The organism is Corynebacterium nasorum, assembly GCF_022347325.1.
Taxonomy (GTDB): domain Bacteria; phylum Actinomycetota; class Actinomycetes; order Mycobacteriales; family Mycobacteriaceae; genus Corynebacterium; species Corynebacterium kefirresidentii.
Genome location: NZ_JAKRDU010000005.1, coordinates 133,782 through 158,910, shown reverse-complemented (window position 1 = coordinate 158,910; position 25,129 = coordinate 133,782). Strand labels below are relative to the sequence as shown.

27 protein-coding genes and 1 tRNA gene are annotated in these 25,129 nt (G+C 59.1%); 14 read left to right on the top strand and 14 right to left on the bottom strand.

What is annotated here, in order from left to right; all coding sequences use genetic code 11:
- The first annotated feature begins 14 nt into the window (after window positions 1-14).
- Window positions 15-1,151, top strand: a complete 1,137-nt coding sequence (locus tag MHK05_RS06355; protein WP_239205563.1) for an RNA helicase domain-containing protein — start codon at window positions 15-17, stop codon at window positions 1,149-1,151.
- A 46-nt stretch (window positions 1,152-1,197) separates the two neighbouring features.
- Here the strand turns inward: MHK05_RS06355 and MHK05_RS06350 are convergent, their stop codons facing one another.
- Entirely contained in the window at window positions 1,198-1,572 is a 375-nt protein-coding gene (locus MHK05_RS06350) for a hypothetical protein (RefSeq protein ID WP_239205561.1), read from the bottom strand.
- Between the two features lie 150 nt (window positions 1,573-1,722).
- Between MHK05_RS06350 and MHK05_RS06345 the strand changes: the two genes are divergently transcribed.
- From MHK05_RS06345 to MHK05_RS06330, 5 genes are all read left to right on the top strand, one after another.
- Entirely contained in the window at window positions 1,723-2,163 is a 441-nt protein-coding gene (locus tag MHK05_RS06345; protein WP_239205559.1) for a hypothetical protein, read from the top strand.
- Window positions 2,160-2,780, top strand: a complete 621-nt coding sequence (locus MHK05_RS06340; RefSeq protein WP_239205557.1) for a hypothetical protein — start codon at window positions 2,160-2,162, stop codon at window positions 2,778-2,780. Before MHK05_RS06345 ends, MHK05_RS06340 begins: the two co-directional genes overlap by 4 nt.
- 63 nt (window positions 2,781-2,843) lie before the next feature.
- Window positions 2,844-3,686: an FtsK/SpoIIIE domain-containing protein gene (locus MHK05_RS06335; RefSeq protein WP_239205555.1), complete on the top strand. Its 843-nt coding sequence runs from the start codon at window positions 2,844-2,846 to the stop codon at window positions 3,684-3,686.
- Window positions 3,686-3,871 carry a helix-turn-helix transcriptional regulator gene (locus MHK05_RS11905; protein WP_367403375.1) on the top strand — a complete coding sequence of 62 codons (186 nt, stop codon included), beginning with the start codon at window positions 3,686-3,688 and terminating at the stop codon, window positions 3,869-3,871. Before MHK05_RS06335 ends, MHK05_RS11905 begins: the two co-directional genes overlap by 1 nt.
- Before the next feature lie 115 nt (window positions 3,872-3,986).
- Window positions 3,987-4,895, top strand: coding sequence for a tyrosine-type recombinase/integrase (locus MHK05_RS06330; RefSeq protein ID WP_239205553.1), 909 nt, complete (start codon window positions 3,987-3,989; stop codon window positions 4,893-4,895).
- Between the two features lie 41 nt (window positions 4,896-4,936).
- Here MHK05_RS06330 and MHK05_RS06325 read toward each other — a convergent pair.
- Together MHK05_RS06325 and scpC are read right to left on the bottom strand one after the other, a co-directional pair.
- Window positions 4,937-5,009, bottom strand: a tRNA-Lys gene (locus tag MHK05_RS06325).
- A 108-nt stretch (window positions 5,010-5,117) separates the two neighbouring features.
- Window positions 5,118-6,620, bottom strand: coding sequence for a succinyl-CoA:acetate CoA-transferase ScpC (gene scpC / locus MHK05_RS06320; protein ID WP_239205551.1), 1,503 nt, complete (start codon window positions 6,618-6,620; stop codon window positions 5,118-5,120).
- A gap of 191 nt (window positions 6,621-6,811) precedes the next feature.
- On the opposite strand from scpC, the gene dusB reads away from it, so the two are divergent.
- On the top strand, window positions 6,812-7,957 hold the full coding sequence (gene dusB, locus MHK05_RS06315) for a tRNA dihydrouridine synthase DusB (protein ID WP_239205549.1): 1,146 nt from the start codon (window positions 6,812-6,814) through the stop codon (window positions 7,955-7,957).
- Window positions 7,958-8,058: 101 nt separating this feature from the next.
- On the top strand, window positions 8,059-8,787 hold the full coding sequence (phoU, locus tag MHK05_RS06310) for a phosphate signaling complex protein PhoU (RefSeq protein WP_023019856.1): 729 nt from the start codon (window positions 8,059-8,061) through the stop codon (window positions 8,785-8,787).
- A gap of 69 nt (window positions 8,788-8,856) precedes the next feature.
- Here the strand turns inward: phoU and pstB are convergent, their stop codons facing one another.
- The 5 genes from pstB to mshD form a co-directional block, all read right to left on the bottom strand.
- Window positions 8,857-9,630 (bottom strand): phosphate ABC transporter ATP-binding protein PstB, encoded by a 774-nt coding sequence (gene pstB, locus MHK05_RS06305; protein WP_023019857.1) that lies wholly within the window; start codon window positions 9,628-9,630, stop codon window positions 8,857-8,859.
- A gap of 52 nt (window positions 9,631-9,682) precedes the next feature.
- Window positions 9,683-10,597, bottom strand: a complete 915-nt coding sequence (pstA, locus tag MHK05_RS06300; protein WP_005325819.1) for a phosphate ABC transporter permease PstA — start codon at window positions 10,595-10,597, stop codon at window positions 9,683-9,685.
- A gap of 14 nt (window positions 10,598-10,611) precedes the next feature.
- Window positions 10,612-11,658, bottom strand: a complete 1,047-nt coding sequence (gene pstC / locus MHK05_RS06295; protein WP_023019858.1) for a phosphate ABC transporter permease subunit PstC — start codon at window positions 11,656-11,658, stop codon at window positions 10,612-10,614.
- A 121-nt stretch (window positions 11,659-11,779) separates the two neighbouring features.
- On the bottom strand, window positions 11,780-12,883 hold the full coding sequence (gene pstS, locus MHK05_RS06290; RefSeq protein ID WP_179386949.1) for a phosphate ABC transporter substrate-binding protein PstS: 1,104 nt from the start codon (window positions 12,881-12,883) through the stop codon (window positions 11,780-11,782).
- A gap of 214 nt (window positions 12,884-13,097) precedes the next feature.
- Entirely contained in the window at window positions 13,098-14,015 is a 918-nt protein-coding gene (gene mshD / locus MHK05_RS06285) for a mycothiol synthase (protein ID WP_239205547.1), read from the bottom strand.
- Window positions 14,016-14,048: 33 nt separating this feature from the next.
- On the opposite strand from mshD, the gene MHK05_RS06280 reads away from it, so the two are divergent.
- Window positions 14,049-14,876: an LmeA family phospholipid-binding protein gene (locus tag MHK05_RS06280; RefSeq protein WP_200288673.1), complete on the top strand. Its 828-nt coding sequence runs from the start codon at window positions 14,049-14,051 to the stop codon at window positions 14,874-14,876.
- Here the strand turns inward: MHK05_RS06280 and MHK05_RS06275 are convergent.
- On the bottom strand, window positions 14,860-15,897 hold the full coding sequence (locus MHK05_RS06275) for a diacylglycerol/lipid kinase family protein (protein WP_234288162.1): 1,038 nt from the start codon (window positions 15,895-15,897) through the stop codon (window positions 14,860-14,862). The two genes, MHK05_RS06280 and MHK05_RS06275, sit on opposite strands and share 17 nt — an antisense overlap.
- 53 nt (window positions 15,898-15,950) lie before the next feature.
- Between MHK05_RS06275 and MHK05_RS06270 the strand changes: the two genes are divergently transcribed.
- Entirely contained in the window at window positions 15,951-16,646 is a 696-nt protein-coding gene (locus tag MHK05_RS06270; protein ID WP_023019863.1) for a heme-binding beta-barrel domain-containing protein, read from the top strand.
- Here MHK05_RS06270 and MHK05_RS06265 read toward each other — a convergent pair.
- Window positions 16,643-17,506, bottom strand: a complete 864-nt coding sequence (locus MHK05_RS06265; RefSeq protein ID WP_239205545.1) for an aminodeoxychorismate lyase — start codon at window positions 17,504-17,506, stop codon at window positions 16,643-16,645. The two genes, MHK05_RS06270 and MHK05_RS06265, sit on opposite strands and share 4 nt — an antisense overlap.
- Window positions 17,507-17,536: 30 nt before the next feature.
- Between MHK05_RS06265 and ygfZ the strand changes: the two genes are divergently transcribed.
- Window positions 17,537-18,601, top strand: a complete 1,065-nt coding sequence (gene ygfZ / locus MHK05_RS06260) for a CAF17-like 4Fe-4S cluster assembly/insertion protein YgfZ (RefSeq protein ID WP_239205543.1) — start codon at window positions 17,537-17,539, stop codon at window positions 18,599-18,601.
- A 140-nt stretch (window positions 18,602-18,741) separates the two neighbouring features.
- Window positions 18,742-18,936: a DUF3073 domain-containing protein gene (locus MHK05_RS06255; RefSeq protein WP_023019866.1), complete on the top strand. Its 195-nt coding sequence runs from the start codon at window positions 18,742-18,744 to the stop codon at window positions 18,934-18,936.
- 86 nt (window positions 18,937-19,022) lie between these two features.
- Here the strand turns inward: MHK05_RS06255 and purM are convergent, their stop codons facing one another.
- The 3 genes from purM to MHK05_RS06240 are packed head-to-tail and all read right to left on the bottom strand — an operon-like array spanning window position 19,023 to window position 22,005.
- Window positions 19,023-20,075: a phosphoribosylformylglycinamidine cyclo-ligase gene (purM, locus tag MHK05_RS06250; RefSeq protein WP_023019867.1), complete on the bottom strand. Its 1,053-nt coding sequence runs from the start codon at window positions 20,073-20,075 to the stop codon at window positions 19,023-19,025.
- 18 nt (window positions 20,076-20,093) lie between these two features.
- Window positions 20,094-21,590: an amidophosphoribosyltransferase gene (gene purF / locus MHK05_RS06245; RefSeq protein ID WP_239205541.1), complete on the bottom strand. Its 1,497-nt coding sequence runs from the start codon at window positions 21,588-21,590 to the stop codon at window positions 20,094-20,096.
- Between the two features lie 10 nt (window positions 21,591-21,600).
- Entirely contained in the window at window positions 21,601-22,005 is a 405-nt protein-coding gene (locus MHK05_RS06240) for a sterol carrier family protein (protein WP_239205539.1), read from the bottom strand.
- Between the two features lie 33 nt (window positions 22,006-22,038).
- On the opposite strand from MHK05_RS06240, the gene MHK05_RS06235 reads away from it, so the two are divergent.
- Together MHK05_RS06235 and MHK05_RS06230 are read left to right on the top strand one after the other, a co-directional pair.
- Window positions 22,039-23,049: an acyl-CoA thioesterase gene (locus MHK05_RS06235; protein WP_239205537.1), complete on the top strand. Its 1,011-nt coding sequence runs from the start codon at window positions 22,039-22,041 to the stop codon at window positions 23,047-23,049.
- A 134-nt stretch (window positions 23,050-23,183) separates the two neighbouring features.
- Window positions 23,184-24,344 (top strand): asparaginase, encoded by a 1,161-nt coding sequence (locus tag MHK05_RS06230; RefSeq protein ID WP_239205535.1) that lies wholly within the window; start codon window positions 23,184-23,186, stop codon window positions 24,342-24,344.
- Here MHK05_RS06230 and trhA read toward each other — a convergent pair.
- Window positions 24,341-25,054: a PAQR family membrane homeostasis protein TrhA gene (trhA, locus tag MHK05_RS06225; RefSeq protein ID WP_200289011.1), complete on the bottom strand. Its 714-nt coding sequence runs from the start codon at window positions 25,052-25,054 to the stop codon at window positions 24,341-24,343. The genes MHK05_RS06230 and trhA overlap by 4 nt on opposite strands.
- Between the last annotated feature and the right edge of the window lie 75 nt (window positions 25,055-25,129).

Genomic DNA, 25,129 nt, shown 5'->3' with positions numbered 1-25,129 from the left:
ATGGGGGTGGCAGCATGAACCACGAAGAACTCATCTCCCTCCTCGGGAAGAACTTGGTGGAACAACTCCAAGGCGCAGAAGACAAGCAACCCGAGAAACCCACTGAAGAAACCCCCTCGATAGGTACTAAGGTCACGGTGCCGTCTGGGGTGCGCAGACTAGGTCGGTCTCGAAGCTGGATGCTCACAATCCCAGCGAAGGTAGACGATCCCGCAATCCCCGCAGAGGTACGCGAGGGAGCAAAGCCAATGAAGGAAGGGGCGCGGTATTTCTCTCGCGAGGACCTCATGCGCAACTTGCAGGGAGAGTATTCCGTAGGCCGGTTCCAGCTGGAAAAAGGTAGCGAGAATGGTTATCTGCACTGGCAGGGCTACATCTACCATGATGCAGCGGTACATGGTTCGGCGGTGTGGAAGCGTGTCCCTGGCTCTCATCTTGATAAAACGCGCAACGTGGATGCAGCAAGGGAGTACGCGCGAAAGACTGAGACCGCCGTGGCGGGTGTGGAGCCTGTGGAGTGGGGTGATGATTCTAAGTTGGCCCAGAGGGCTAAAAGTGCTGTTCGTCGTCGTGATGTGGATGTGCTCCATGAAGCGATTTGGGAGAAAGGGCTTAGCGAAAGGGAAATTATTGAGCGATACCCCGAAGCTTTGAAAGCTATCGCAAACATTCGTACAGAGATTCGTTACCGGGATGCGAAAAAGGCTCAAGTGTTGCGTGATATCGAGGTGATATGGCTGTGGGGTGAGAGCCGTTCCGGGAAGTCGAGTTTTGCTTATGAGGGATGGCCCCGGGAGGAGGTGTATTGGGTTGGATCGTATCGTAATCCTTGGGATGATTACGCTTCTCAGCCGGTGATTGTGTTGGATGATTTTTCCGGGAGGATCGACTGGGAAGACTTCCTCCACCTGGCCGATAGTTATCCTATGCGACTTCCTGCCCGGTACTCCGATACGTGGGCTTTGCATACGACGCTGGTGGTAATTTCCAATGATCCACCGTGGTTGTTTTATCGAGGTCAATCACTTGATACCAGGCTGTCACTGGTACGACGGATCACATCGTGCCTCCAGTTTTCCCGGTCCACTATCCCGCAAGCGTGGGATCAGGAGGACCTAGAGAAGATGCTTGCAAAAACCACAGCCCGATAAAAGTATAATCCCCGGAAGGATGAGTTCAGCCACCCTTCCGGGTGGCCTACTCCTCCGGCTCGAATATCAACCTTTCCCACCGTCGCGGTGTATGTGGCGCAAGCGCCAGCGATTTAGCAACAAGGCGTCCACTAAATCTGAGGTCATGAATAGCGACTACAGCTAGTGCTTTAACCAGCTCGGCTAGCTGAGAAGACAGTTTTCCAGTCATCTCCAGAATTTCAAGCCAAGCGCTTTCATTCATGGCTTCGGGACCATTGCGGATTTTATGCGCGCGCGCTGTGAGACGTTTCAGATTTTGTTCGAGGACATGTCCGTCAGCATCGATGCGCGCCAAGGCATAGTCAATCCTTTCGAGGCGATCCATAGGGTCATCCGCCTCGGGATTGAAGAGTCGTTTATGCAGTTCAAAGGCAACCATGGGTGGATCATACCATCCAATCTAAATCGATAACCGAAAGCTTCCACATTTTACCGTGGACCATTTTATCCACCTTGGATTAAATGTGCTATTATGGCAACCATGGGAGGCGCCCGGCCTCCCGTGAAGATTTAAGAAAGGAGCTTAAGTATGAGCCTGAACACATTGACTCTGTCGGCTTCCGATTTGGACATCAGGGCGGTGGTGATGGCGGACTCCACACCGTCGCCTGTTTATGAGTACGAGGGCGGCAAGCGCACCGACGCGCAGCGAGTTCACTCCCAAGGATGGGCTGTCTTTGCCCTTCGGGACGTGGCCGCGTCGATCGCGGGAGAGGCTGCAACGATCCGGCTGGAGACGGGCAGCGATAAGAAAATACCGGCCGGGGCGATCCTTGCGCCCGCTGGGCCTGTCGAACTAACCGTGCGGGCGCAGGCGGCCTCCAGCTCCTACGCGACGCTGGCCATCACGGTGTCCTGCGAGCACTGGGAGGTGCAGGGAAATGCCCTGGCTGCCCTAGGTGTGGCCACCGAGCAGCCATCCTCCCACAAGTCCAAGATCATCTCTAACACAGATAGGAGCAAGCAATGAGATATGACAATACTTCTACGGGGAACAACCCCGCGCTTGATTTAACTACCATCACCGAGCGGTTGAACCTGCTCAACGACCTGCTGCAGAACTACCTAGTTCACACTGTGCTGCCCTGGGCGGTAGCCATTCTCGTCGTGGCGCTCATCATCGCCTTTGGCTGGAGGCCCCTGCTCATGCTGTACTACCGCCGCGTTGCTCAGCGCCGGGGCTACCAGCGTGAGGAAGCCCGCCTCTGGGCGTACCTTCGCGGCTTTGGGATAGTGGCGCGCCGTCATAAAATCGGCTGCCCTGACCCTCACCACACCCCGGATCCCAGCCTCACCGGCGAGGACGCCCGCCGCGATCAGCCCGCCTTTAAATTCGCGCGGCGAGCAGGTGCCCCTGCGCGCCATCCCCGAGGCATCTCTCTTGCCATCACGCCCGCCTATGGCCAGTCAGTCCACGATCTGGCTACCCAGATCGAGGTCCTAGCAGCCCCCGAGATCCGGCAAAAATTCAGCTCACTCCTCCAGGGTGAGGAAGTAATCATCGAGGAAAAACCGGGGCGAGTGGTACTCATCGTGCAGACACAGATCCCCGGCCAGCAGCAGCCCGCCATCTCGCTACTCGACTGATACTGCCCAACTCAGTGCCGGAAGGCACTGGGGCGGGAGCCTTTCATGGAAGGGAAGTAAGCAATGATCCGAAAAAACAAACATGCCCGTAGGCATACAACTCCCCCATCAACACCTCGTCCCCAACCTCGCCGGTTGCATAGTGAGGCACCGGTGGTGGCCCAGATATGGGACGGTGGAAAGTTCCACTGGGATACCCCTGGTGCGCACACAGTTATTTCTGGGGCAACACGCTCTGGAAAGTCCGTGTTCACCTACTGCGTGCTCAGCCAACTCGCCGGAATGAAAACCGTGTGTATCTGTGGCGTCGATGTCTCTGGGATCACCTTGCAGCCGTTTTCTCAGGCTAATAAGGATTACGTGGCCTGTGGGTCTAGCCAGACTGATCTCGATGCGGCACTTGAGGTCTTGCACCGACTGGAAGCACTCATGGATCACCGGATCGAGCAGCTACGTCACCACAAGCTCGACAAGGTCACCCTCAGCGCGCAGTGCCCGGCCTATGTGGTGGTGCTCGAGGAATACGCAGGCGCACTCGCCGCGATGGAAGGCCGGAACAAAAAGGACAAGGCCGAAGTCATTCGCATTGTAGGCCGTCTACTGCGAGAAGGCGCGAAAGCCGGGGTGGTGGTTTACACGGTCATTCAGCGCCCCGAGGCCAACGTGCTTCATGATCGCGCCCAGTACGCCCGCCGAGTTACCCACCGTCTAGATAATCACGACTCAGTGAAGATGGTCGCCGGGGAAGTAGACGAAGACACAGAAACCCAAGTATTAAAACTGGCCCCTGGGCGGTGCTTAGTACTCGATGCCGGTCGCGATCCGGTGTTCGTGACCACCCCACACCTGTCGTATCAGGAGTTCATCACTCGAGTGGAACAGAAGCTGAAAGGAGCACAAAAGTGATGCAGGACTTCGAAAGCCCGTATCTTACCCCAAGGGAAGCAGCTGATTACCTCAAGGTGGGGCGTACCACCTTAGATCGGTGGGCAGAGACGGGGTGTGGGCCACGCCGGTATGGCCGTGGTCGAATCATCCGGTATCGCCGCGACGAGCTAGATCAGTGGCTCGTTAATGAGGTGAAGCCATGAGAGACAGATTCCGGTATGAAAAAAGCCGCGATTTCCCTGAACATTGTTGCTTGGTCGGCGCAGATGGCAGGGAAACCGTGGCGGGGCTGCCTAAACGGATGAAAGGAGCCAGGCTATGACGTTACCTGTCGCGCCTACAGTTGCGAAATACGCTGAGTTATACACCACCACACGCATGATCTCTCCTCGCACGGCGCAGGACTACCGTATCTTGCTTGACTCGGTGATTCTTCCTGATTGGGGTGAGGTCGAAGTTACCGACGTGAAACCCTCTGATTTGCGTGTGTGGCTTACTGACCTGTGGAAGCGGGCACCGCATCAAGCACGCCGATCACGGGTCATCCTGCGCGGCATTTTTGAACTCGCCGAGGACGATGGAGTTATTGACCGCTCCCCTGCCGCACGCCTTCGGCTGCGTACCGCACCACGAGCGAAACCCTATGCCCTTACCTCCCAAGAGGTTCATCGCCTCATCCAGGCAATGCCACAGCGGCGTGATCGTTTACTGACCTCGGTGATGGCTTATGGAGGGCTGCGCATCGGTGAGGCCATCGCCCTCACTCCGGGTGATGTGTCGCCCACAGGCTTGTATATCCATCGCAGTGTGCAACCTCGGCATGGTGGTGGCTGGCTGTGGGGCGATACCAAATCGCATCAAAAACGCATGGTGGTGCTCCCGCCAGGGTTATTGTCCGGGCTGGAAATCTGGGCGCATCATCGCCGGGGTAAGGAATTGTTGTTTGCCTCTGCCGCTGAAACCCCGATTCATCGGGGTAATTGGCATCGTCGGGTGCTGTTGCCTGCCTGTGATCGCGCGGCAGTCCCTCGTATTTCCCCTCATGATCTTCGGGCCACGTGTGCGAGCCTGCTTGCGGCCTCTCACGTGCCGTTAGCAGCCGCGAGCGCGCATCTGGGGCACTCGGATACCACCGTGACTTTACGGCACTATCTGGCGGCTGATTCGGCGGCTTCTCAGGTTGTTCAAACCGCCTTGGCATCAGCCTGGGATCAGGAAGGGGCGTGATCGCATGAATGTGGTCGGCTTATACCACAAAATTGGTGTAGTGGGCCCTCCGGGGCTCGAACCCGGGACCTGCGGATTAAAAGTCCGTAGCTCTACCAACTGAGCTAAAGGCCCAACGTCGTTACATCTTAGCTTGCGACATTTGCAAAGTCCTAATTAGGGGGCGTCGGCAAGCGAAAGGCGCCCAGCTCACCGCTGAGCGCCCGCCAGGACACAGTTAGATTAGCCGCGCATATCGCCCTTTTCCATGAAGTTCACCTGGAAGTCGAAGGCGGTCTTCAAATCGTGCGGGGTGTGCTGGAACTTGTTTTCCTTGGCACGCTTGAAGTAGTCCTCCAGCAGCGGACGGTAGTCCGGGTGAGCGACAGAGATAACCTTCTCCACGCGCTCCTTCGGAGCCAGTCCGCGCAGGTCAGCTACTCCATACTCGGTAATGATGACCATGGTGTCGTGCTCGGTGTGGTCTGTGTGAGACACGAAAGGAACCAGCGCGGAAATGGCGCCATCCTTGGCCACGGACGGCGAGACGAAGGTGGAGATATAGGCGTTGCGGGTGAAGTCACCCGAGCCACCGGTGCCGTTCATGATTCGGGAGCCGGAGACGTTGGTGGAGTTGATATTGCCGTAAATATCGGCCTCAATCATGCCATTGGAAGAAATCAGGCCAACGCGGCGAATGACCTCTGGGTGATTGGAGACCTGCTGTGGGCGAAGAATGATGTGCTTGCGGTAGCGCTCTGCCTCCGCGTTCATCTTCTCGGCATACTCCGGGGAAAGGGCAAAGGAGGTAGCAGAGGCCATGGTCATCTTGCCGGTGTCAATTAGATCAAGCATGCCATCCTGGATAACCTCGGTGTAGGCCTGGATATTTTCAAACTTGGAATCCAGGAGGCCAGCCATCACGGCATTTGGCACGTTGCCCACGCCGGACTGCATGATGAACTTGTCATACTCAAGGCGGCCGGCAGCCACCTCACCCTCAAGGAACTCGATGAAGTTTGCAGCGATCTTTTCCGAGATCTCGTCCGGCTCCTTAAACGGCGCGTTGCGGTCGGGGGCATCGGTCTTGACCACTGCGACCACCTTCTCCTCCGGCACCTCCATGTAGGTGGTACCGATGCGGTCACCCGGCTTGGTGATAGGGATCGGCTGACGGTTCGGCAGCTTTTCGATGCGGTAGATATCGTGCATGCCCTCGAGGTTGATGGACTGCCACTCATTAATCTCGATGATGATCTTATCCGCAGCCTCAATATATTCGAGGTTATTGCCCACGGCGGAGGACGGGACGACGTGGCCTTCCTCGGTGATGCGCACAGCCTCGATGATGGCTACCTGGAAATCACCGTAGAAGCCCTCCTCTACTTGCTGGCCAGAGTGAGACAGGTGAATGTCCTGGTAGAGCGCGGTTCCGTCATTGAACTGCTTACGCAAGGTGGGATCGGAGTTATAAGGAGAGCGGAAGCGAATCGCCTCAGCTTCCGCGAGGACGCCATCGCAATCCGGAGCAGTAGAGGCACCAGAGAAGACATCGATCTTAAATTCCTCGCCCTTTTCGTGCAGGGCCTTGGCCTTTTCTGCGATGGCGGTAGGCAGGCCCTTAGGGTAGCCAGCGCCGGTAAAGCCGGAAATGCCTACGCGATCACCGTGGTTTACGTGCTGAGCAGCCTCTTCTGCCGAAACTACGAGCTTCTGAAACGGGGCATACGCGATTCTTTCGGACAAGGGTAATCCTCCTTCATCGAGAGACTAGCCAAAATAACGGCCGTCCTAATTAGTTACACAGACCACATTAGCGAATCTTTGCAAGATTTCCACCACATTTGTGTGACCCCCACCCCATAAAACGGAAATAAGGAACGCCACCACTGTGGCCCTAGTTGCTATTTTGGCCCGTCAACTAGCACAATTGGGGCGTGAATTTGCGCATTGGACACTACGATCTCTCCTCCCCCGTCATCCTCGCCCCGATGGCGGGGGTAACCAACGTTGCTTTCCGCACGTTGTGCCGCGAGCAGGAATTGGCGCGCACTGGCACGGTTTCCGGCCTCTACGTCTGTGAGATGGTCACCGCCCGCGCGCTAGTAGAGCGCAATGAAAAGACGCTGCACATGACAACCTTTGCTCCGCAGGAGGATCCCCGATCACTGCAGATTTATGCGGTGGATCCGGAATATACTTACAAGGCAGCAAAGATGATCGTGGACGAGAACTTGGCGGACCACATTGATATGAACTTTGGCTGCCCGGTTCCCAAGGTGACCCGTCGCGGCGGTGGATCCGCTTTGCCTTATAAGCGACGCCTCTTTGGCAATATTGTCTCCGCCGCCGTCAAAGCTGCTGAGGGCACCGACATCCCAGTAACGGTAAAGATGCGCGTAGGCATTGACGATGAACACCATACGCATCTTGATGCGGGGCGCATCGCCGTCGAATCCGGCGCCGCCGCCGTTACCTTGCATGGCCGTACCGCCGCCCAGCGCTATTCCGGTGAAGCACGGTGGGACGAGATCGCCCGACTAAAAGAGCACCTAGCAGACACTGGAGTCCCGGTTTTGGGCAACGGCGATATCTTCCGCGCCGAGGATGCGCGCCGCATGATGGAACAGACCGGTTGCGACGGCGTGCAGGTCGGGCGCGGCTGCCTCGGCCGCCCGTGGCTCTTTGCGGAGCTCGGCGCTGCCCTTCGCGGCGAGTCCATCCCAGCTGAGCCCACCCTGGGTGAGGTTACCCAGGTTATTCTCCGCCACGCAGAGCTACTCGCAGAGCACGATGGCGAGGATAATGCTTCCCGCGACATTCGCAAACACATTGGCTGGTACCTGCGCGGCTTCCCAGTCGGCGGCCAAGTACGCGCGGGCTTGGCCAAGGTGGATTCCCTCGACGCACTGCGAGAGCTCCTAGCCCCATGGGCAGATTCCGACGCCTTGGCTGCCGACGCCGACGGTGCCCGAGGCCGCCAAGGTTCGCCTTCCAAGGTGGCATTGCCAGATGGCTGGCTCGACGATCCGGAGGATGAATGCGTTCCCGTCGCCGCAGATATTATGAATTCCGGCGGTTAACCTTATTAGGGCATCAGAGCACCCTGGGGTATATAGGTATCGTGCATTTATCTTCCACTTAAGTTGCGCGGGAATGGAAAGTTTTCGCTATTATTTCTGGCATGCGTGCTGCCTACAGGGAACACTTAGACAACTTCTCCCATGACCTCATCGTCATGTGCGATACCGTGCGCACCATCATGGATAAGGCCTCACAGGCGCTAATCCAGGGCGTTTTGGAATCTGCCGAAGAAGCTCTCACTATGACTGAGGAGCTCGATGAGATCCGCACTCGATGCTCGGAGCGCGCCGTAAAACTTTTAGCACTAGAAAACCCCATGGCGCAGGATCTCCGCCAAGTTGTCTCTTCCATCTATATCGTGGAAGACCTCTACCGAATGGGAAAGCTTGCCCAACACATCGCGGATTCCGCACGCCGCCGCCACCCCGATCCCGTGGTGCCTGCGAACTACATGGGCTACTTTGAGGAGCTGTACCGTCTCACTGAAGAGATGGGTTCTGTGCTGCACAATATTCTCGTTACTCCCGACGCGGATCTATCCGTGAACCTTCGCGCCGATGACGACGCCGTGGACGATATCAACTCTCATCTTTTGCGCCTCCTGACCCAGCGCGAGTGGGAAGGATCCGTCCGAGAGGCAGTGGAGACCTCGCAGATTACGCGCTATTACGAGCGCTATGCCGACCACTGCGTTTCGGTTGCCGGCCACATTATCTATTTGATCACTGGGCTGCTGCCCCACGACTATGCCAAGAAGCTAGAAGAGAGCAAGAAGGACGCGGAGTTCGAGGCCCGTATGGCCGAGCTGGAGCGTCAGTTCCGCCGCTAAGGAATAAAAACTAAGAAACGGGCCGGTTCGAATGAACCGGCCCGTTTTCTCGGACAATCTCTCTACTCTTTAGCCAAAGCGGCCAGAGATATAATCCTCGGTCTCCTTCTGGGAAGGATTCTCGAAGATCTTGGTGGTGTCATCGAACTCCACCAGGTGACCCGGCTTGCCGGTTGCTTCCAGGGAGAAGAAGCCGGTCTTATCGGACACACGGGCTGCCTGCTGCATATTGTGGGTCACGATGACGATGGTGAAGTTCTCCTTCAGCTCGTGGATAAGGTCCTCCACGGCGAGGGTGGAAATCGGGTCTAGGGCGGAACAAGGCTCGTCCATGAGCAGCACCTCTGGCTCCACGGCGATGGCGCGGGCGATGCACAGACGCTGCTGCTGACCACCGGAAAGGCCGCCGCCCGGCTTGTCCAGGCGGTCCTTGACCTCGTCCCACAGGTTGGCGCCGCGCAGGGACTTCTCCGCGACTTCCTTGAGCTTCTTCTTGTTCTTCTCACCGGAAAGCTTGAGGCCAGCCACGACATTGTCCTCAATGGACATCGTGGGGAACGGGTTAGCCTTCTGGAAGACCATGCCGATGGTGTTGCGTACGGATACTGGGTCAACCTTTGGTCCGTAGATATTGGTGCCATCGAGCAGGATTTCACCCTTTACCGAGGCGCCGGGAATGACCTCGTGCATACGGTTGATGGTGCGCAGCACGGTGGACTTACCGCAGCCGGAAGGGCCGATGAATGCGGTCACGGCCTGGGCCGGGATCTGCATATTCACGTTCTGCACGGCGTGGAAGTCGCCGTAGAAAATGTTCACGTCATTGAGCGCGAGCTTAGACATTTGGGAGTTTCTCCTCTAGCAAGTGTATGGCGGAATCGAGTGTTACGGCGTTTTACTTCTTAACCGAGAACTTTGCGGACACGATGCGGGCCGCAATATTGAGGACGGCGATGAGGATAACCAGCGTCAAAGCTGCACCCCAAAGCTTGTCCAGCACGGCTGGCTGAGCGCCGGCCTTGTACATATCCAGCATCATCAACGGGAGCGAGGACTGAGATCCCTTGAAAGCGTCCCAATTGATGACGGAGGAGGAACCAACCAAGACCAGCACCGGCGAGGACTCACCCATCACGCGGGCAATCGCCAGCATGATGCCGGTGACAATGCCGGACAGGGCGGTAGGCAGAACGATACGGGCGATGGTCTTCCACTTTGGTACACCGAGCGCGTAGGACGCCTCACGCAAGTCCATTGGGACCACGCGCAGCATCTCTTCGGTATTGCGCACCACAATCGGAATCATCAGCAGTACCAGGGACAGCGCCACGGCGAAGCCAGAGCGACCGAAACCGAAGAGGGTAATCCACATGGCGAAGATGAACAGGGCTGCGACGATGGAAGGCACACCGGACAGGATGTCCACCATGAAGGTAGTGATGCGGCCAAGCCATCCACCCTTGGAGTACTCCACCAGGTAAATAGCGGTGAAGATGCCGATGGGAATGGAGATGACGGAAGCCAAAATGGTTTGCACGAAAGTACCCACGATTGCGTGGGCAGCACCGCCGCCAGCCGAGCTATTCATGATGCCGCGCTGGGAGGCGGTCCACCACTCAGGGTTGAGGATTACGCCACTACCGCGGGCGATGAGTTCCCACAGAACCCACACCAGCGGGACCATAGCCAAAATCATTGCGCCCCAGACCACTGCAGTGGCGATGTTATTGGTCATCTTGCGGGAGCCGGAGATGTCCAGGAATGTCGCGCCGCCTTGGGAGGCAGGCTTGGCATTAGTTGTCGTAGTCATTGATCCTCCCCTCCTTACTTCTTCTTCACGATGGCGCGGGCAATTGCGTTGACCACGAAGGTCAGCAAGAACAGCATGAGGCCGGCGGCGATGTAGGCACCAGCGCGCATCTCGTTACCGAACTCGGCGGATGCCAGGGCGATGGCCGTGGCGAAGGTCGTGCCGCCATCGAAAAGCGAGAAGCGGAAGTCAATCAGCGGGGAGACGACCATGTACAGCGCCATGGTCTCACCCAGCGCACGGCCCAGGCCGAGCATGGAGCCTGCGATATAGCCGGACATGCCGAATGGCAGCACGGTCATGCGGATAACTTCCCAACGGGTAGCGCCCAGCGCCAGGGCGGATTCCACCTGGCCTGGAGGGGTCTGCACGAAGACCTCGCGGGCGGTGGCCGCGATGATCGGCAGAATCATCACGGCGAGCACGATGCCACCGGTAAACAAGTTGCGGCCGGTAGCAAAAGAGGGCGAGTTATCGAAGACATGGAAGAGGAAGAAGCCGCCGGCCCAAGACTCCATCCAGGAGTAGAAGCCGGATAGCGCCGGGCCGAGAACCTGCCAGCCCCACAGACCATAAACAATGGAAGGAACCGCAGCGAGCATGTCCACCAGGAAGCCGAGAGGTTTGACCAAGCGGGCAGGCGCGTAGTTGGACAGGAAGATGGCAATGGCCAGGGCCACCGGCATAGCCAGCAGGAGGGCGAAGACGGAGATAAGGACGGTGGTACCGAACATGGTCGGGATACCGAACTTCATCGCAGAAGTATCGGTGGTCTCCCAACGGCCACCATAGGTAAAGAAACCCAAGATGCCGCCGTCGTTGACTCCCAGGGCGGGAACTGCACGCCACAGCAGGAAGGCGGCAATAGCCGCAATCATGACGGTAATAAGTGTTGCCGAAGCAGTGGACAGGAACTCAAAGACACGATCGCCTGGGCGCTTTACGCCGCTATTGGAGCTGGTGGTAGCTACTTCTTCGTGTCCGCTGGTGGAGACTCGCTCGGCAGCGGTGATATTCGCGTCCGCCTGCTCTGGAGCCGTGGTGAGATTATTGTCTGCCATGAGACTGTTAATCCTTTTCAGCGTTGAAAATGGAAAATATCGTTACATACCTGCGCCCCCAAAGCGCGAATCGTGTGCGGCAGTGGGGGCGGGAGGTATTAAGCTTTTACAGCTTTAGCGCTTACTGCAAAGCGTCAACAGCAGCCTTCAGCTTGTCCAGGTGAGCACCCTCAACCGGGATGAAGCCTTGCTCAGCCAGCTGGTCGTCCTGGTGATCCAGGACGGTGGTGAAGAAGGACTTGACCAGCTTGGAGGTCTCCTCATCGTAGCCCTTGGAGCAGACGATGTTGTAGGTGGTCAGGATGAGCGGGTATGCACCCTCGTTATCAGAGGAGAACAGTGCCTCAGAGTCAACAACCATGTTGTGCTCGGAGTCGGTCTTCTTGAACTCCAGGTTTTCCAAAGCCTTGTTGACGGACTCGGTGGAGAGCTCAACTGGGCCGTGGCCGAAGTCAATCTTGGCCTTCTTAACGCCTTCGCCTTCCTTCTGGTCTGCAAAGCCAGCCTCGACGTAGGTGATAGCACCGTCGATGCTTGCAACCTGGTCAGCAACGCCGGAGGAACCGTTAGCGCCCTCACCAACAGAATCCGGGAACTGCTTGCCCTCGGAGTCCCAGTCGCCCGTAGCGGCCTTCAGGAACTTCTGGAAGTTTGCGGAGGTACCGGACTCGTCGGAACGGAAGATGACGGTGATGTCCTTGTCCGGCAGGTCGGTGCCCTCGTTGTCAGCGGCGATAGCCTTGTCGTTCCACTTCTTGATTTCGCCCTTGAAGATCTTGCCCAGGGTCTTGGTGGAAAGGTTGATCTCGGTGTCACCCAGGTTGTAGGCGATTGCAACCGGGCCGATGGTGGTTGGCAGGTGCCATGCCTCGTTGCCGTCGCAACGCTTAGCGGCAGCCTCGACCTCGCCCTCGTCTTCCTTCAGGGCGGAGTCAGAACCAGCGAAGTCAGCCTGGCCGTTGGTGAAGGCCTCAACGCCGGCGCCGGAACCGGAAGCATTGTAGGACAGGGAAGCGTCTGGGTGATCCTCGGAGAACGCGGTTTGGAAGTAAGACATTGCGTTCTGCTGGGAGGATGCACCGTCGCCGACGAGCTCGCCGGAGACGTCCTCGCCGCCAGCGGAATCGGAGGAGGAGCCAGACTCCTCAGAGCAAGCTACGAGAGCGGTAGAGGTTGCGGCTACGATGCCGAAGATTGCGGCGGTGCGCTTGAAGTTGCGAATCACGGGAAAACCCTTTCCGGTGCAGATCAGAGATTGATTGTCCGAGGAAACCGCATCTCCTAGAGAGATATTTCCCGCATCCCGCTTCGCCTTCTGGGGCGAGATGCAGGTGCGCAGGTGCGGTTAACTCACAAGGTGTAAAGCTATCCGCAGGATCTGACCAAAAGGGTGCCAATAGGTGAACACTGAGTGAACAAACACGGGTCACTCCATGACTTTAATCACATACACCCCATACGACGTGTTCTTCATCAACTTTAAAGCCCAGGCGCTCATATGCTTTCAGCGCCGGATCATTGTCCGCTTCCACATAAAGAATTACCCGCTGAGCACCCTTTTCCACCATGCGACGCAGACCAATCTGCAGCAGCGGTCCACCCAATTTCTTGCCGCGATAGTCCGCAGCCAAGCCCACCACGTAGACCTCACCGAATCCCGGGGCTTCCTCCGCATGCCATTTGGTCCAGTGGAAGCCGGCTAGGACCGGATCTCCTGCCGTATCCCACAAGAAGAGCAGGTCAGCAGGATCAAACCAATCCGCCTCCATGCCGCGGTGCAGGCGTTCTATATCCCAGCCACCTTGCTCAGGGTGCCAGGAAAAAGCCTCATTATTTGCCTTGAGCCACTGCTCCTCCACAAACTCCTGCCCCCATTTTGCTACCGACTCGGAGTAATTGAGCGCCGTCAAAGGCACGTCCTCGGGACGGGCGACAGCAGCGAGCTCTTCTCCCCCAATACCCATAACCACTAGCTTACGGGTGACCTGCAGACCTCGGGAGTGTGCCAGGGCCTGTGCGGCCGGCAGGTTCCCGTGGGCCCAGGCCTGGAGATTGGGGGTTTCCGCGGCGGCGTCGTAAAGCAAAGCCCCATAGCCCTGTCCGCGGAAATCTGGGGCGATAAATAGCTCGGCGGTGGAACCATCCAGCCCAGCCACGCCGCACGGCTTCTTATCTACCCACGCCACCAAGTGGCGATGCTGCAGGCGGGAATCAGTGAGGCCATTAAGGAACTGCTCTGAAAGGGGCGCCATTCCATCCACACGTTCGGCCTGCTCAGCAAGCTCTTCTAGGCGGCTCGCCAGCTCCGGGGAGTCCGGCAGGTTTTCTTCCGTGATACTAAAGGCATTGCTAGTCATAGACCCCAGAATACGTAGGGTAAGAATGAAGGGGTGAGTGTTCTAAGAATTGACCGGCGCATCGTACACATCCTCCTCGTGGTGTGCGTATTCATTGCGGCCTGGGTGGCGGATGCCTGCGTGGCTATGCACACGGAACACAAGGTGGCACAGGCCGTAAAAGCCAATTCACGGCTGGAAAATACGCCAGATGTCTTTATCGGTGGCACCCCCTACGTGTGGGCTGCGGCCTCGAAGGAAATTCCCTATTTGGAGGTCAAGGCGCTCGACGTGGAGGTGCCCAAGCTGGGAATGGTCAATGCTTCGACCGTACTGCGCGATATTACAGTGACCCCAGAACAAGTAATGAACGGCGATATTGAGGGCGCGCCTGTTTCTACCTACTCGCGCGGCATTTCCTTAGACGGGGTGGCGTTGGGCCGCCTGCTGGGAATTACCGATCTATCCATTGCCAACCCAGACGATATCTCCCCTTCCGGTGGCACCTCCGCGGAAGCTGAGCTGACAGGCACCCTGCCTGGCGATACTCACAAGTCCACCGCCAAAGTCACCCTCCGCTTAGTCGGGCCGGAGTTTCGCATGCAGGTCTATGACACCGATGACGAGCGCCTGCAAAAGGCCTTTTCCCTCAACTTTGATACTCGCCAGCTTCCGCTTCCGGCCCAGGCTACCGCGGTAAAAATGCAGGGCGGCACCATCTCCTTCGAAATACAGCGCCGCAATATCAAGGTGCAGCTGGCCCAACTCTCTCCTCTGGAGATTGAAGGCTCGGAGCAAAAGGCCGTGGAAGAGGCAGAAAAGAAAGCCGCCGACACCAAGCACCGGGTGGGACCTGCGCCGCAGGCTAGCGCAGGCGGATAAAGTCCCGGAGCACTTCCTTCATCGTGCGCTTATGGACTTCTCTCCTATCCTGCGGGGCGAATACCTCGATGGCTTCCTTCACGGAGGCTAAGGTAACGGCATCGAAGCGCCCCTCAGATTCCCCGTCGGCCTGGAAGCGCTGCGGTTCGCGGCAGACCAGTTCGACGCGCATGGCATCGTCGAAGGCCACGGTCTTTTCTTTGGTGAGCTTATTGAGCCATCCACGTTTATCGGCACCAAAGAGGTGCAGCAGGCCGACGACGCCGCCAAGTCCGCTAAACTCCTCCAGGCCAAAAAGAGCAAGGCCCTCATCAAAAGAATTGCGCGGATTGGTCACAACCGGCAGAGGGCCTAGGAAGGTCCACGGGTTGGTATTGGAGGTAAACATGAGCGGCACATCGTCTTTGCGCAGCTGCTCGCCGGTGCTGGATTCGGCCTTAACCGCAATATGCGGTGGATTCTTCCGCGCGCGGCTCCACGCCCGAATGGCAACATTGAGATAGCGCAGTGGAGTGGCAGAAAATCCTTGCTCGCGCGCCCGGTCCACGCGCGCCAAAACATCCGCATCCAAGCCGAAGCCGGCATTGACGGCAAACCAGCGATCGTTCCACGTGCCCAGGTAAATGGTGCGACGGAGGTTGCGCTCCAGCATGCGCGCCAATACGTGAGTGGCTTCCACCGGAGTGTTGGGAAAACCTAGAGCGCGCACGAAAACATTGGCAGACCCGGTAGGAATTACGGCCAGCGCGGGGATGGAGTGGGGGTCGGGGCGCTGCCCATCGGCCGGGCCGAGGAGCCCGTTGACTACCTCGTTGACGGTCCCATCTCCGCCTACAGCGATAATGACGTCATAGTCATCCCTGGTCATTCCCTTGACCATCTCTTCGGCGTGACCGGGGTGGTGCGTAAATTGCACCTTCAGGCGCAGCCCCTCCACCGCTTGTAGGCAAGGAACGATTTGGCGGAAAAGGGCGTTGGTTTGTGAGGTCGAGTTGGGATTCGAGATCATCAATGCATGCACGAGGCCCAAGTCTAGTAGTTAAATAGGCGGGTTCACGACTAGGCTGGACGCCCATGAGCGAAAATAAAAATGAAACCACTCCCGAAAACATCGAAACCACCGCGGCTTCCCACCCGGAAAATGATCCGGGAAAGCTCAACGGCAACGATGCCGTGAACCAGGCCGCCGAGCAGTGGAAAGACGCCGCTAGCCGCAATATCCCCGCTCTCGAGCTGGGCGATACCCCGGTACCGGACGATACTGCCAACCTGCGCCAGGGCCCATCGCTGCACGACGGCCTGCTAGGACTGCTCCCCCTCGTGGGCGTCTGGCAAGGCGAGGGCCAGGCACACGATACGCAGGGCCAGGAATACACCTTTGGCCAGCAGCTGGTCATCGCCCACGATGGCGAGAATTACCTCACGTTTAGCTCCCGTACCTGGAAGATTGATACCGAGGGCAAGCCGGAAGGCCCCTCCGTGCGCGAGACCGGCTTCTGGCGCATTTCTGAAAAGGATGAAATCGAGGTCACTTACACCTCTTCAAACGGCATTGTGGAAATCTTCTACGGCGAGCCGTTCAATGACCGCGCATGGCAGCTGGAGTCCGCCTCCACCATGGTCACCGAAACCGGACCGAAAAACCTGGGGCCGGGCAAGCGCATGTACGGCCTGATGCCCAATAACAACCTGGGCTGGGTAGACGAGCGCATGGTTGATGGGGAAATGCGCCCCTACATGTCCGCGGAGCTCACCCGCATCGCTGGCTAGTCCCCCAGCGCTTTATCAATAAGGTCTCGAATGACGTCCACGTTATCCGGGGCCTTTAATTTTTTGCCATTAAGCCGGGTGACCCGGGCGGCAACGCGCACCGAGGACACCAGCCACACTGAGTCCGCCTTTTCCAGATACTCCACGGTGAGCGGCTTGGCTTTGCAGCGATAGCCCTCCTTAGTGGCGTGGGCGAAAAGGGCCGCCTGCGTGGTTCCGGGAAGGATGCCGCGGCCGGCGGCGGTGCGCAGTTTCTCTCCCTTGACGGCCACCACGGTCGAGGTTGCGCCCTCGAGGATTTCTCCGGTGTCCGGATCGGTGAGGATGAGATCCTCAAAGCCCTTCTCTCGCGCCATGCGCAGCATCGCCATCGTGGCCGCATAGTTGAGCGTCTTGGCGGGTAATTCCTCAGCTACGTGCCACAGGCGCGGGCTGGTCATTACGGCTACGCCGTGCGCGCGCTGTTCTAGGACCCTTTCCTCGATGGGCTGCACCACGACCCAAGCGCTCGGCCGCCCCGTGGAGGCGCGTCCGCGGGTATAGGTCCAGGGGCATTTAGCATCCCCTGTCTCTTCCCCGCAGAAATCCGCAATTGCAAGGCGCGTGGCTTCTTCCCACTTCTCCATGGGTGGTTCCGGCAGATTCATGGTGCGCGCCGAATCGCAGAAGCGTTGCGCGTGCCGCTGCAGGTTAGCGGCTTTTCCTCCGCGTACGAGCAAGGACTCAAAAATGCCGTCGCCGCGGGTGACCGCGGCATCATCCGCGTAGACGAGAGGCAGCGTAGACATATGCCTGCGTACCGACCCTCCAAAGGGCTCCACAACGTAGATGACCGGCTCTTTTCGCGGCGAGAACTTCATACCTTTGATTATGCCCTACCATCGGTAGTTGTGAGTTATTCTTCGCCTCTTCTGCAACGCACCGGTGCCGCGGAGCACCAGGACGCAACCGTACTCGATGCCCAAGGCGTGGCCTGGCACTATGGCAATCCGCTGGGTGAGCAACGAGCTGCCGATGGCGGCACCATAGTCATCGACCGTTCCCAACGCCGCGTCATCCGTGTCAGCGGCAAGGACGCCGCCGAGTTTCTTAATAGTTTGCTTTCGCAAAAGCTGGATACCGCCCCCGTGGGCTTTAGCGCCGGTGCCCTTGACCTAGACATCCAAGGACATATCCTCCACCACATGGATATCGTCCGCACCGAAGACGCCTTTCTTATCGACGTCCCTGCGGCCCAATTCGACTCCCTTTTCAAGTTCCTCACCATGATGGTCTTTTGGTCCGAGGTCACCGTAGAGGAAGCCGATATCGCCATCCTCACTCTCCTGGGTGAGACCGATATTGCGCCCCCACCCATGGTGGAGTTTTCCCGCCAGGTTCAGTGGACCGGAATCAATCGCGTTGACCTGGGAGTTCCGCGCGAATCCTTGGTTGAGGCAACGAAGCTCTTGGAGGAATCCGGCGCGCGACTGGCCGGGCTTATGGCGTTTACCGCCGAGCGTGTGCGGGCCCGTGAGCCGGAGCTGGCAGCGGATCTAGATAATAAATCCATCCCCCACGAGGTACCGCAGTGGATCAGCCGTAGCGCAGATAATCCGGCCCACGTCCACCTCAATAAGGGCTGTTACCGCGGTCAGGAAACGGTAGCGCGCGTGGAAAACCTCGGCCGCTCTCCTCGCCTATTGGTGCAGCTACACCTCGACGGCTCAGCCCCGCAACGGCCGAATGTGGGCGATGACATTACTTTCAATGGACGTAAGGTAGGCCGCATCGGCACGATCGTGGATGACTGCGATTTTGGCCCCATTGCCCTAGGCCTCGTGAAGCGCTCTGCGCTGGATGCCGGCACCCTAGAGGTGGGCGATACGGCGGCTTCAATTGATCCTTCTTCCATCCCCGAAGATGAGGGCCCCAAGGCCGGACGTGAGGCGGTAAACCGGCTGCGCGGACGTTAGATCTCCCACTAGCTAGGGGGCGGTGCGGAATTTTTTCGTCACACAGGCTATTGTGTCTTACAGGAAGATACTCAATAGACAAGTCGATGGGGCGCCCAAGAATCCCTGGCGCGCCCTACTAACCCAAGGGGGTCATGCACATGGGACGCGGACGCGCAAAGGCAAAGCAGACCAAAGTTGCACGCCAGCTCAAGTACAACTCACCCGAGATGGATATCGAGTCCCTACAACGGGAACTCGCCGCACAGCAAGAGGGTGACTCCCGCGATTATGAAGAGGATGACCCATACGCCGACTACGTCGATGAATGGGATGACGACCGCGACGAACGCTAATCTTCCGCTCGCCGCTGGATAGTTCAAGGGCCCTAGGATTTCCTAGGGCCCTTCCTCATGCCCTCCCCTAGCGGGGCAAGACACTATTAGAAATTTGGGTGCTCGCCGTGCATGAGCACGCGCGGCTCCTCGCCAGAGGCGGAGCGAACGGTGCCCAACTCCCACGCATCGATGTGGCGCGCGGTAAGCATTGCTAGGGCGCGGTCGCGGTCTTCAGGGTTGACCACGGCAATCATGCCCACGCCCATATTGAAGGTCTTCTCCATCTCAGCCAGCTCCACCTTGCCCACTGAGGAGATGAGCTTGAAGATCTGACCCGGGGTCCACGAAGCGCGGTTAATATCGGCGGCTAGGCCTTCCGGGATGACGCGCTCGAGGTTGCCGGCCAGCCCACCGCCGGTGACGTGGCAGAAGGTGGATACAGAGCACTCACTGGCCAAAGCCAGGCAGTCCTTGGCGTAGATGCGGGTAGGCTCCAGCAGTTCCTCTCCGAGGGGACGGCCGAGTTCCTCCACGTGGCCGTCGAGAGGCATGCCAGCCTGCTCCAAAAGGACGTGGCGGGCCAAAGAGTAGCCATTGGAGTGCAAGCCGGAAGACCCCATGGCGATGAGCACGTCGCCATCACGGACCTTATCGGGGCCGAGCACGCCATCAGCCTCAACGACGCCCACCGCGGTGGCGGAGACATCGTATTCATTTTCTTCCATCATGCCGGGGTGTTCGGCGGTCTCGCCGCCCAATAGCGCGGCACCGGCCTGCACACACCCCTCGGCGATGCCCTTGACTACCTCGGCCACCTTTTCCGGCACGACCTTGCCCACGGCAATATAGTCCTGCAAGAAAAGCGGCTCCGCGCCGCAGACGACGAGATCATCGACGCACATGGCGACCAAGTCGATGCCGATGGTGTCGTGCTTGTCCATGGCCTGGGCCACGGCCAGCTTGGTGCCAACGCCATCGGAACCCGCGGCCAAGATGGGCTCCTTATAATCGCCGAGCTTAAACAGGCCGGCAAAGCCGCCGAGGCCGCCAAGGACCTCGGGGCGGGTGGCGCGCTTGGCGTGCGGGGCGAAAAGCTCAACGGCGCGGTCGCCCTCTTCGATGCTGACGCCGGCTGCGGCGTAGGTATTGTCACTCATGGTTTCAAAAGTCCTTTGTTATTTGGTGCCGAGCAAGGTGCGCACGGCGTCTGCATTGGAGTTTCCGGCGGGCAGGCCGAGCGGGTACTCGCCCGTGAAGCAAGCGGTGCACAGCTCGGACCGGGGCTGCTCGGTGGCGGCCACCATCTCCTCAACGGAGACAAAGCCCAGGGAATCGGCGCCGATGGTGTCGCAGATAGTGGCGCAAACGGTTTCCGGATCGTCGGAGGGGCTGGCATTGGCAATCAGCTCGCCTGGGGAGGCGAAGTCAATGCCGTAGAAGCACGGCCACTTCACCGGCGGGGAGGCGATGCGCACGTGCACCTCGGCGGCACCGGCCTCGCGCAGCATGCGAATGAGCGCGCGCTGGGTATTTCCGCGCACGATGGAATCATCCACCACGACCAGCTTCTTGCCGTTGATGACCTCGCGCAGCGGGTTGAGCTTCAAGCGGATGCCCAGCTGGCGCAGGGTCTGGGTGGGCTGGATGAAGGTGCGGCCCACGTAGGCGTTTTTAACCAAACCGTGGGCGAAGGTGATTCCCGATTCGCGGGCATAGCCTACGGCGGCTGGATTACCGGATTCGGGTACTGGGATGACGAGGTCCGCGCCCTCCGCGGGGTATTCGCGGGCCAAGCGGCGGCCAATATCCACACGGGAGGCGTTGACGGAACGGCCCTTGATATCGCTATCCGGGCGGGCCAAGTAGACGTATTCGAAGACGCAACCGTGGCGCTTTGCCGGCGCGAAGTTCACGGATCGGATGCCAGCCTCATCGATGGCGACGAGTTCGCCGGGCTCAATTTCGCGGATGAACTGGGCGCCACAGATATCGAGCGCGCAGGTCTCGGAAGCTACTACCCAGCCCTTGGCCAGGCGGCCAAGGACAAGCGGGCGCACGCCGTGTGGGTCGCGGGCGGCGTACATGGTGTGCCCATCAGTAAAGGTCAAGCAGAACGCGCCCTTAACTCGCGGCAGCAGGTCGCGGGCGGAGTCAAAGACGGAGGTGTCTTCATCCACGCCGTCGGCAAGCAGCATGGACAAGCACATGGAGTCAGAAACGGATTCCTCGTGCGGCTTGATGAGGCCGCGTTGCACGGCTTCCTCGCGCAGCTCCAGGTAGTTGACCAGATTGCCGTTGTGCCCAAGGGCAATGTCTACCCCGGTGGAAGAGGTAGAAAACATGGGCTGCACGTTGGACCATTCCTTGCCGCCGGCGGTGGAATAGCGCGTGTGGCCCACCGCTACGTTTCCTTGCAGGGCGGACAGGGTGGATTCATCAAAGATATTGGCCACCAAGCCCATGTCTTTGAAGACGACGATACGGTCATCATCGCCCACTGCAATGCCAGCGGCCTCCTGGCCACGGTGTTGCAGGGCGAAGAGCCCAAAGTAGGTCAGCTTGGAGACTTCCTCCCCAGGAGCCCAAACGCCATAGACGCCGCATTCTTCGCGGGGCTCCTGCTCATTTTGATCGTCAAGATTGGTGATACTAGGAGTATGTACTTCTACCACGGCGTTTATATTAGCCTGTCGCGCCGCTGGAAACTAACGGAATGAGCGGCAACCACTGCGCGATTTCGCCCGCGCGGGAGCCGGAAGCATCCACGCGACCAGTGCCTACGGACTCTTCCCAGTCCGCCAATCCGGTGGCAAGACGCAGCCATGTCTCCGGGTCGGTCTCCACCACATTGGGTGGGGTGCCGCGGGTATGGCGGGGCCCTTCAATGCATTGCACCGCAACAAATGGGGGTACGCGCAGCTCCACGGAATGTCCCGGCGCGTCGGCCTCGAGGGTGCGGGCGGTGCGCCGGACGGCGTCGGCAAGCTGGGCCCTACCTGGCTTATCATGCTCCGCCGGGGCAGCAATCCAGTCTTTAATGGCCAAGACGGCCGCGCGGGTAGCGGCGGGATCGACGGGCTTTTTCATAACTACATCATAACTACTGTTATCTTGTTGTTTATGTCACCTACGCCTTCCGTTGCGGAAAATCAGAAATCGCCGGCGCTGACGCTGCGCTTTATGGCATCGCCAACCGACGTCACCATGGCCGGCGCCCCCGGCATCAGCGGCGGACGCGTCCTGGAATGGATTGATAAGGCCGCCTATGCCTGCGCCGTGCAGTGGTCCGGCCAGTACTGCGTGACCGCATACGTGGGCCATATTCACTTCACCCGCCCCATCCCTTCCGGGCACATCGTGGAGGTGCGCTCGCGCATCGCCATGACCGGCCGGTCTTCCATGCACATCGTCAATGAGGTGCTTTCGGCTGACCCGCGCGAAGGCATCTTCACTCGCGCCTGCGATTGCCTGGTCATCTTCGTAGCCAAGGACCCTGCCACTGGCAAGTCCACCCCGGTGCCGCCCTTCGTGCCGGAAACCGATGAACAGTGCCGCGTAGAAGAAGCAGCCAAGTCCCGCATTGAGCTGCGCAAGGCCATCGAGGCGGAGATGGAAGAGCAAACCTATGACGGGCCTTCCGATGCCCCGCGCATGGTCAACCGCTTCCTAGCCAAGCCCACCGACGTCAACTGGGGCGGCAAGGTCCACGGCGGCACCGCCATGCAATGGATCGATGAGGCCGGTGCGGCCTGCACCATGGAGTGGTCCGCCGAGCGCACCGTAGCTGTCTATGCCGGTGGCATCCGCTTCTACCGCCCGATTTCCATCGGCGACCTCATCGAGGTCGACGCCCGCATGATGCGTACCGATACCCGCTCGATGCAGATGTCCATCCACGTCCGCTCCGGCAACCCCCGCGGCGGCCGTGAGCACTTGCAAACCGCCATCCATGCCACCGTGGCCTATATCGCCCTCGATCATGATGGTCAGCCACAGGTGGCCCGCCCCTTCCATCCGCATACCGAGGAAGATAAGCGCTTGGCCGAGCACGCCACCGTGCTGCGCGAGCTACGCGCCAAGTACTCGCCAAAACCTTTGGTGGTGGCGCCGACAAATCAGCACATCGATTAACTGCTCTCCCCTCGTTTCGGTGTTAATAAGTCCATAGTGGGCGGCGAACACGCCTTCTTTCTGCTTTAGATGGACTTATACGCAGACGACGTTTCCTGCCGTCTGCTCTTATATCCACACAGAAACGAGGGAATATGCACACCCCAACTTTGCGCCGGTCGGTACGCACCGGCCTTGCCCTGATAGCTTCGGCCTGCCTCTTGGCGTCCTGCCAGAATCCGGATAACCGCCCAGCGGACGAAACTTCGGCCACCACACCCGAGTCTTCCGCCTCGCACAGCCCCACCAGTTCTGAGCCCGCGACCACAGAAGCAACCGAAACCTCCGCCACGGAAAGCGAGGGCCCACGCGCCACCGCCGAGGGACACGTGGTGGTCCTTTCTACCGGCGGCACTATCGCCAGCACACACGATAAGACTGGCGCGGTGGTGCCTACCGTTACTGGCTCCAAGTTGGTGGAACCGCTTTCTGGCACCTTTGATAACAACAAACTCACGTTAGAGGTCAAAGACATTGCTAAGCTGGATTCTTCCGCGATGACCTTGGACGATACCGATAGCATTATCACGGCCGTACACAAGGAGCTGCAGCGCAAGGACGTCGATGGTGTTGTGGTAACCCATGGCACCGATTCCATGGAAGAGACCGCCATCGCTGTCGATACCTTCCAAGACAGTGAGAAGCCGGTGGCCTTAACCGGTGCAATGCGCCCCTTTGATGATCCGAATCCAGATGGCCCGGATAACTTGGCGCTCGCGGTGAAGACCGTCACCGATCCCGCCAATAGGGGCCGCGGCACGTTTATCGCCTTTGCGGATCAGGTCATTCCTGCCCGCGGCGCTTTCAAGTCCGATACGTCCAAAGCCGATGGCTTTGCCAATAACAATGGCGAGAAGCAGCCTCAGCGCCCGAAGGCTCTGAAGTTTAAGCCACTGGGCAATACCCGCGTCGATATTATCGCCGCCTACCCCGGCGCGCCGGCTGATCTCATCCAGCGTTCCTTGGACAGCGGCGCCGAAGGCATCGTCATTGAGGGCATGGGCGCCGGCAATATCGGCGACGAGCTAGCCCAGGCTGCTCAGGCCGCGGCCAAGAAGGTTCCGGTGGTGCTCACCACCCGCGTGGATCACGGCCCAGTGGAGGGAATCTACGGCGGGGCCGGTGGCGGTGCCACGCTTGCCGACGCCGGCGTTATCTCCTCTGGCACCCTGCGCGCTCCCCAAGCACGTATGCTGCTTGCCGCCGCGATTACGACCGATACCGATCCCGCGGAGCTTTTCCCTGACGCTGACTAAGCAGCGCCTTGGACTACGACCATCCACACCGCCACGAGGTGCACCACCGCGGCCGCGATGGTCGCGGTGTGGAAGTGCTCATGGTAGCCGTAGTAGCGCGCGTTGCGCCCTGGCCATTTAAAGCCATAGACCAGCGCGCCTAGCGAGTACACCACCCCGCCGGCAAAGAGCAGCCACACCACAGCTGCCCCTGCCTGCGTCCACAGTGTGGGCAGAAGCGGCAGCACCAACCATCCCAGCGCTAGGTAGACCACCACGTCTAGCCAACGAGGATGGTTGATCCATACCAAGTTCAATACCACGCCAAGAATCGCTCCTGCCCAGGCAACGCCTAGCATCCATGCCGCCTGCACCGGTGATAACACGATGAGGCACAGCGGCGTATATGTCGCGGCAATAAACACCGAAATGGTCGCGTGGTCCGCGCGCCGCCACCACTGCACCGCACGCGCGCTCGCCCACGGATAGCGGTGATAAAGCGCTGAGACGCCAAAAAGCCCCACCAGCCCCACGCCGTAGACAGTCACGCCAAGCCCTTGCCACCAGTGCAGCGTCATCCATGCATAGGTGATAAGCACGGCGGAGGCAATCACCGACAATAGCGCCGCTATTGCATGCCCCCAGCCACGGCTAAGCGGCCTAGGCCCGCGGTCCGCCATCCAATAGGTTCGCTGGACAAGACCCGGCCCCGGCGCGCTATCTGCATGCATCTGTGCCACGAGGTACTTCCCTTCTGCTAGCCGCAACCAACCCCAACAAGAAACTTACGATACCGTAAGTCTACG

Bases quoted from the DNA above. Each gene is read 5' to 3' on its own strand.
- MHK05_RS06340 (WP_239205557.1), top strand. From the start codon at position 2,160: ATGAGATATGACAATACTTCTACGGGGAACAACCCCGCGCTTGATTTA.
- MHK05_RS06345 (WP_239205559.1), top strand. From the start codon at position 1,723: ATGAGCCTGAACACATTGACTCTGTCGGCTTCCGATTTGGACATCAGG.
- MHK05_RS06235 (WP_239205537.1), top strand. From the start codon at position 22,039: ATGTCACCTACGCCTTCCGTTGCGGAAAATCAGAAATCGCCGGCGCTG.
- trhA (WP_200289011.1), bottom strand. From the start codon at position 25,054: ATGCATGCAGATAGCGCGCCGGGGCCGGGTCTTGTCCAGCGAACCTAT.
- MHK05_RS06350 (WP_239205561.1), bottom strand. From the start codon at position 1,572: ATGGTTGCCTTTGAACTGCATAAACGACTCTTCAATCCCGAGGCGGAT.
- MHK05_RS06265 (WP_239205545.1), bottom strand. From the start codon at position 17,506: ATGAAGTTCTCGCCGCGAAAAGAGCCGGTCATCTACGTTGTGGAGCCC.
- purM (WP_023019867.1), bottom strand. From the start codon at position 20,075: ATGAGTGACAATACCTACGCCGCAGCCGGCGTCAGCATCGAAGAGGGC.
- mshD (WP_239205547.1), bottom strand. From the start codon at position 14,015: ATGACTAGCAATGCCTTTAGTATCACGGAAGAAAACCTGCCGGACTCC.
- pstB (WP_023019857.1), bottom strand. From the start codon at position 9,630: ATGTCTAAGCTCGCGCTCAATGACGTGAACATTTTCTACGGCGACTTC.
- MHK05_RS06255 (WP_023019866.1), top strand. From the start codon at position 18,742: ATGGGACGCGGACGCGCAAAGGCAAAGCAGACCAAAGTTGCACGCCAG.
- MHK05_RS06330 (WP_239205553.1), top strand. From the start codon at position 3,987: ATGACGTTACCTGTCGCGCCTACAGTTGCGAAATACGCTGAGTTATAC.
- MHK05_RS11905 (WP_367403375.1), top strand. From the start codon at position 3,686: ATGCAGGACTTCGAAAGCCCGTATCTTACCCCAAGGGAAGCAGCTGAT.
- MHK05_RS06240 (WP_239205539.1), bottom strand. From the start codon at position 22,005: ATGAAAAAGCCCGTCGATCCCGCCGCTACCCGCGCGGCCGTCTTGGCC.
- MHK05_RS06270 (WP_023019863.1), top strand. From the start codon at position 15,951: ATGAGCGAAAATAAAAATGAAACCACTCCCGAAAACATCGAAACCACC.
- pstA (WP_005325819.1), bottom strand. From the start codon at position 10,597: ATGACTACGACAACTAATGCCAAGCCTGCCTCCCAAGGCGGCGCGACA.
- phoU (WP_023019856.1), top strand. From the start codon at position 8,059: ATGCGTGCTGCCTACAGGGAACACTTAGACAACTTCTCCCATGACCTC.
- MHK05_RS06230 (WP_239205535.1), top strand. From the start codon at position 23,184: ATGCACACCCCAACTTTGCGCCGGTCGGTACGCACCGGCCTTGCCCTG.
- pstC (WP_023019858.1), bottom strand. From the start codon at position 11,658: ATGGCAGACAATAATCTCACCACGGCTCCAGAGCAGGCGGACGCGAAT.
- MHK05_RS06355 (WP_239205563.1), top strand. From the start codon at position 15: ATGAACCACGAAGAACTCATCTCCCTCCTCGGGAAGAACTTGGTGGAA.
- MHK05_RS06335 (WP_239205555.1), top strand. From the start codon at position 2,844: ATGATCCGAAAAAACAAACATGCCCGTAGGCATACAACTCCCCCATCA.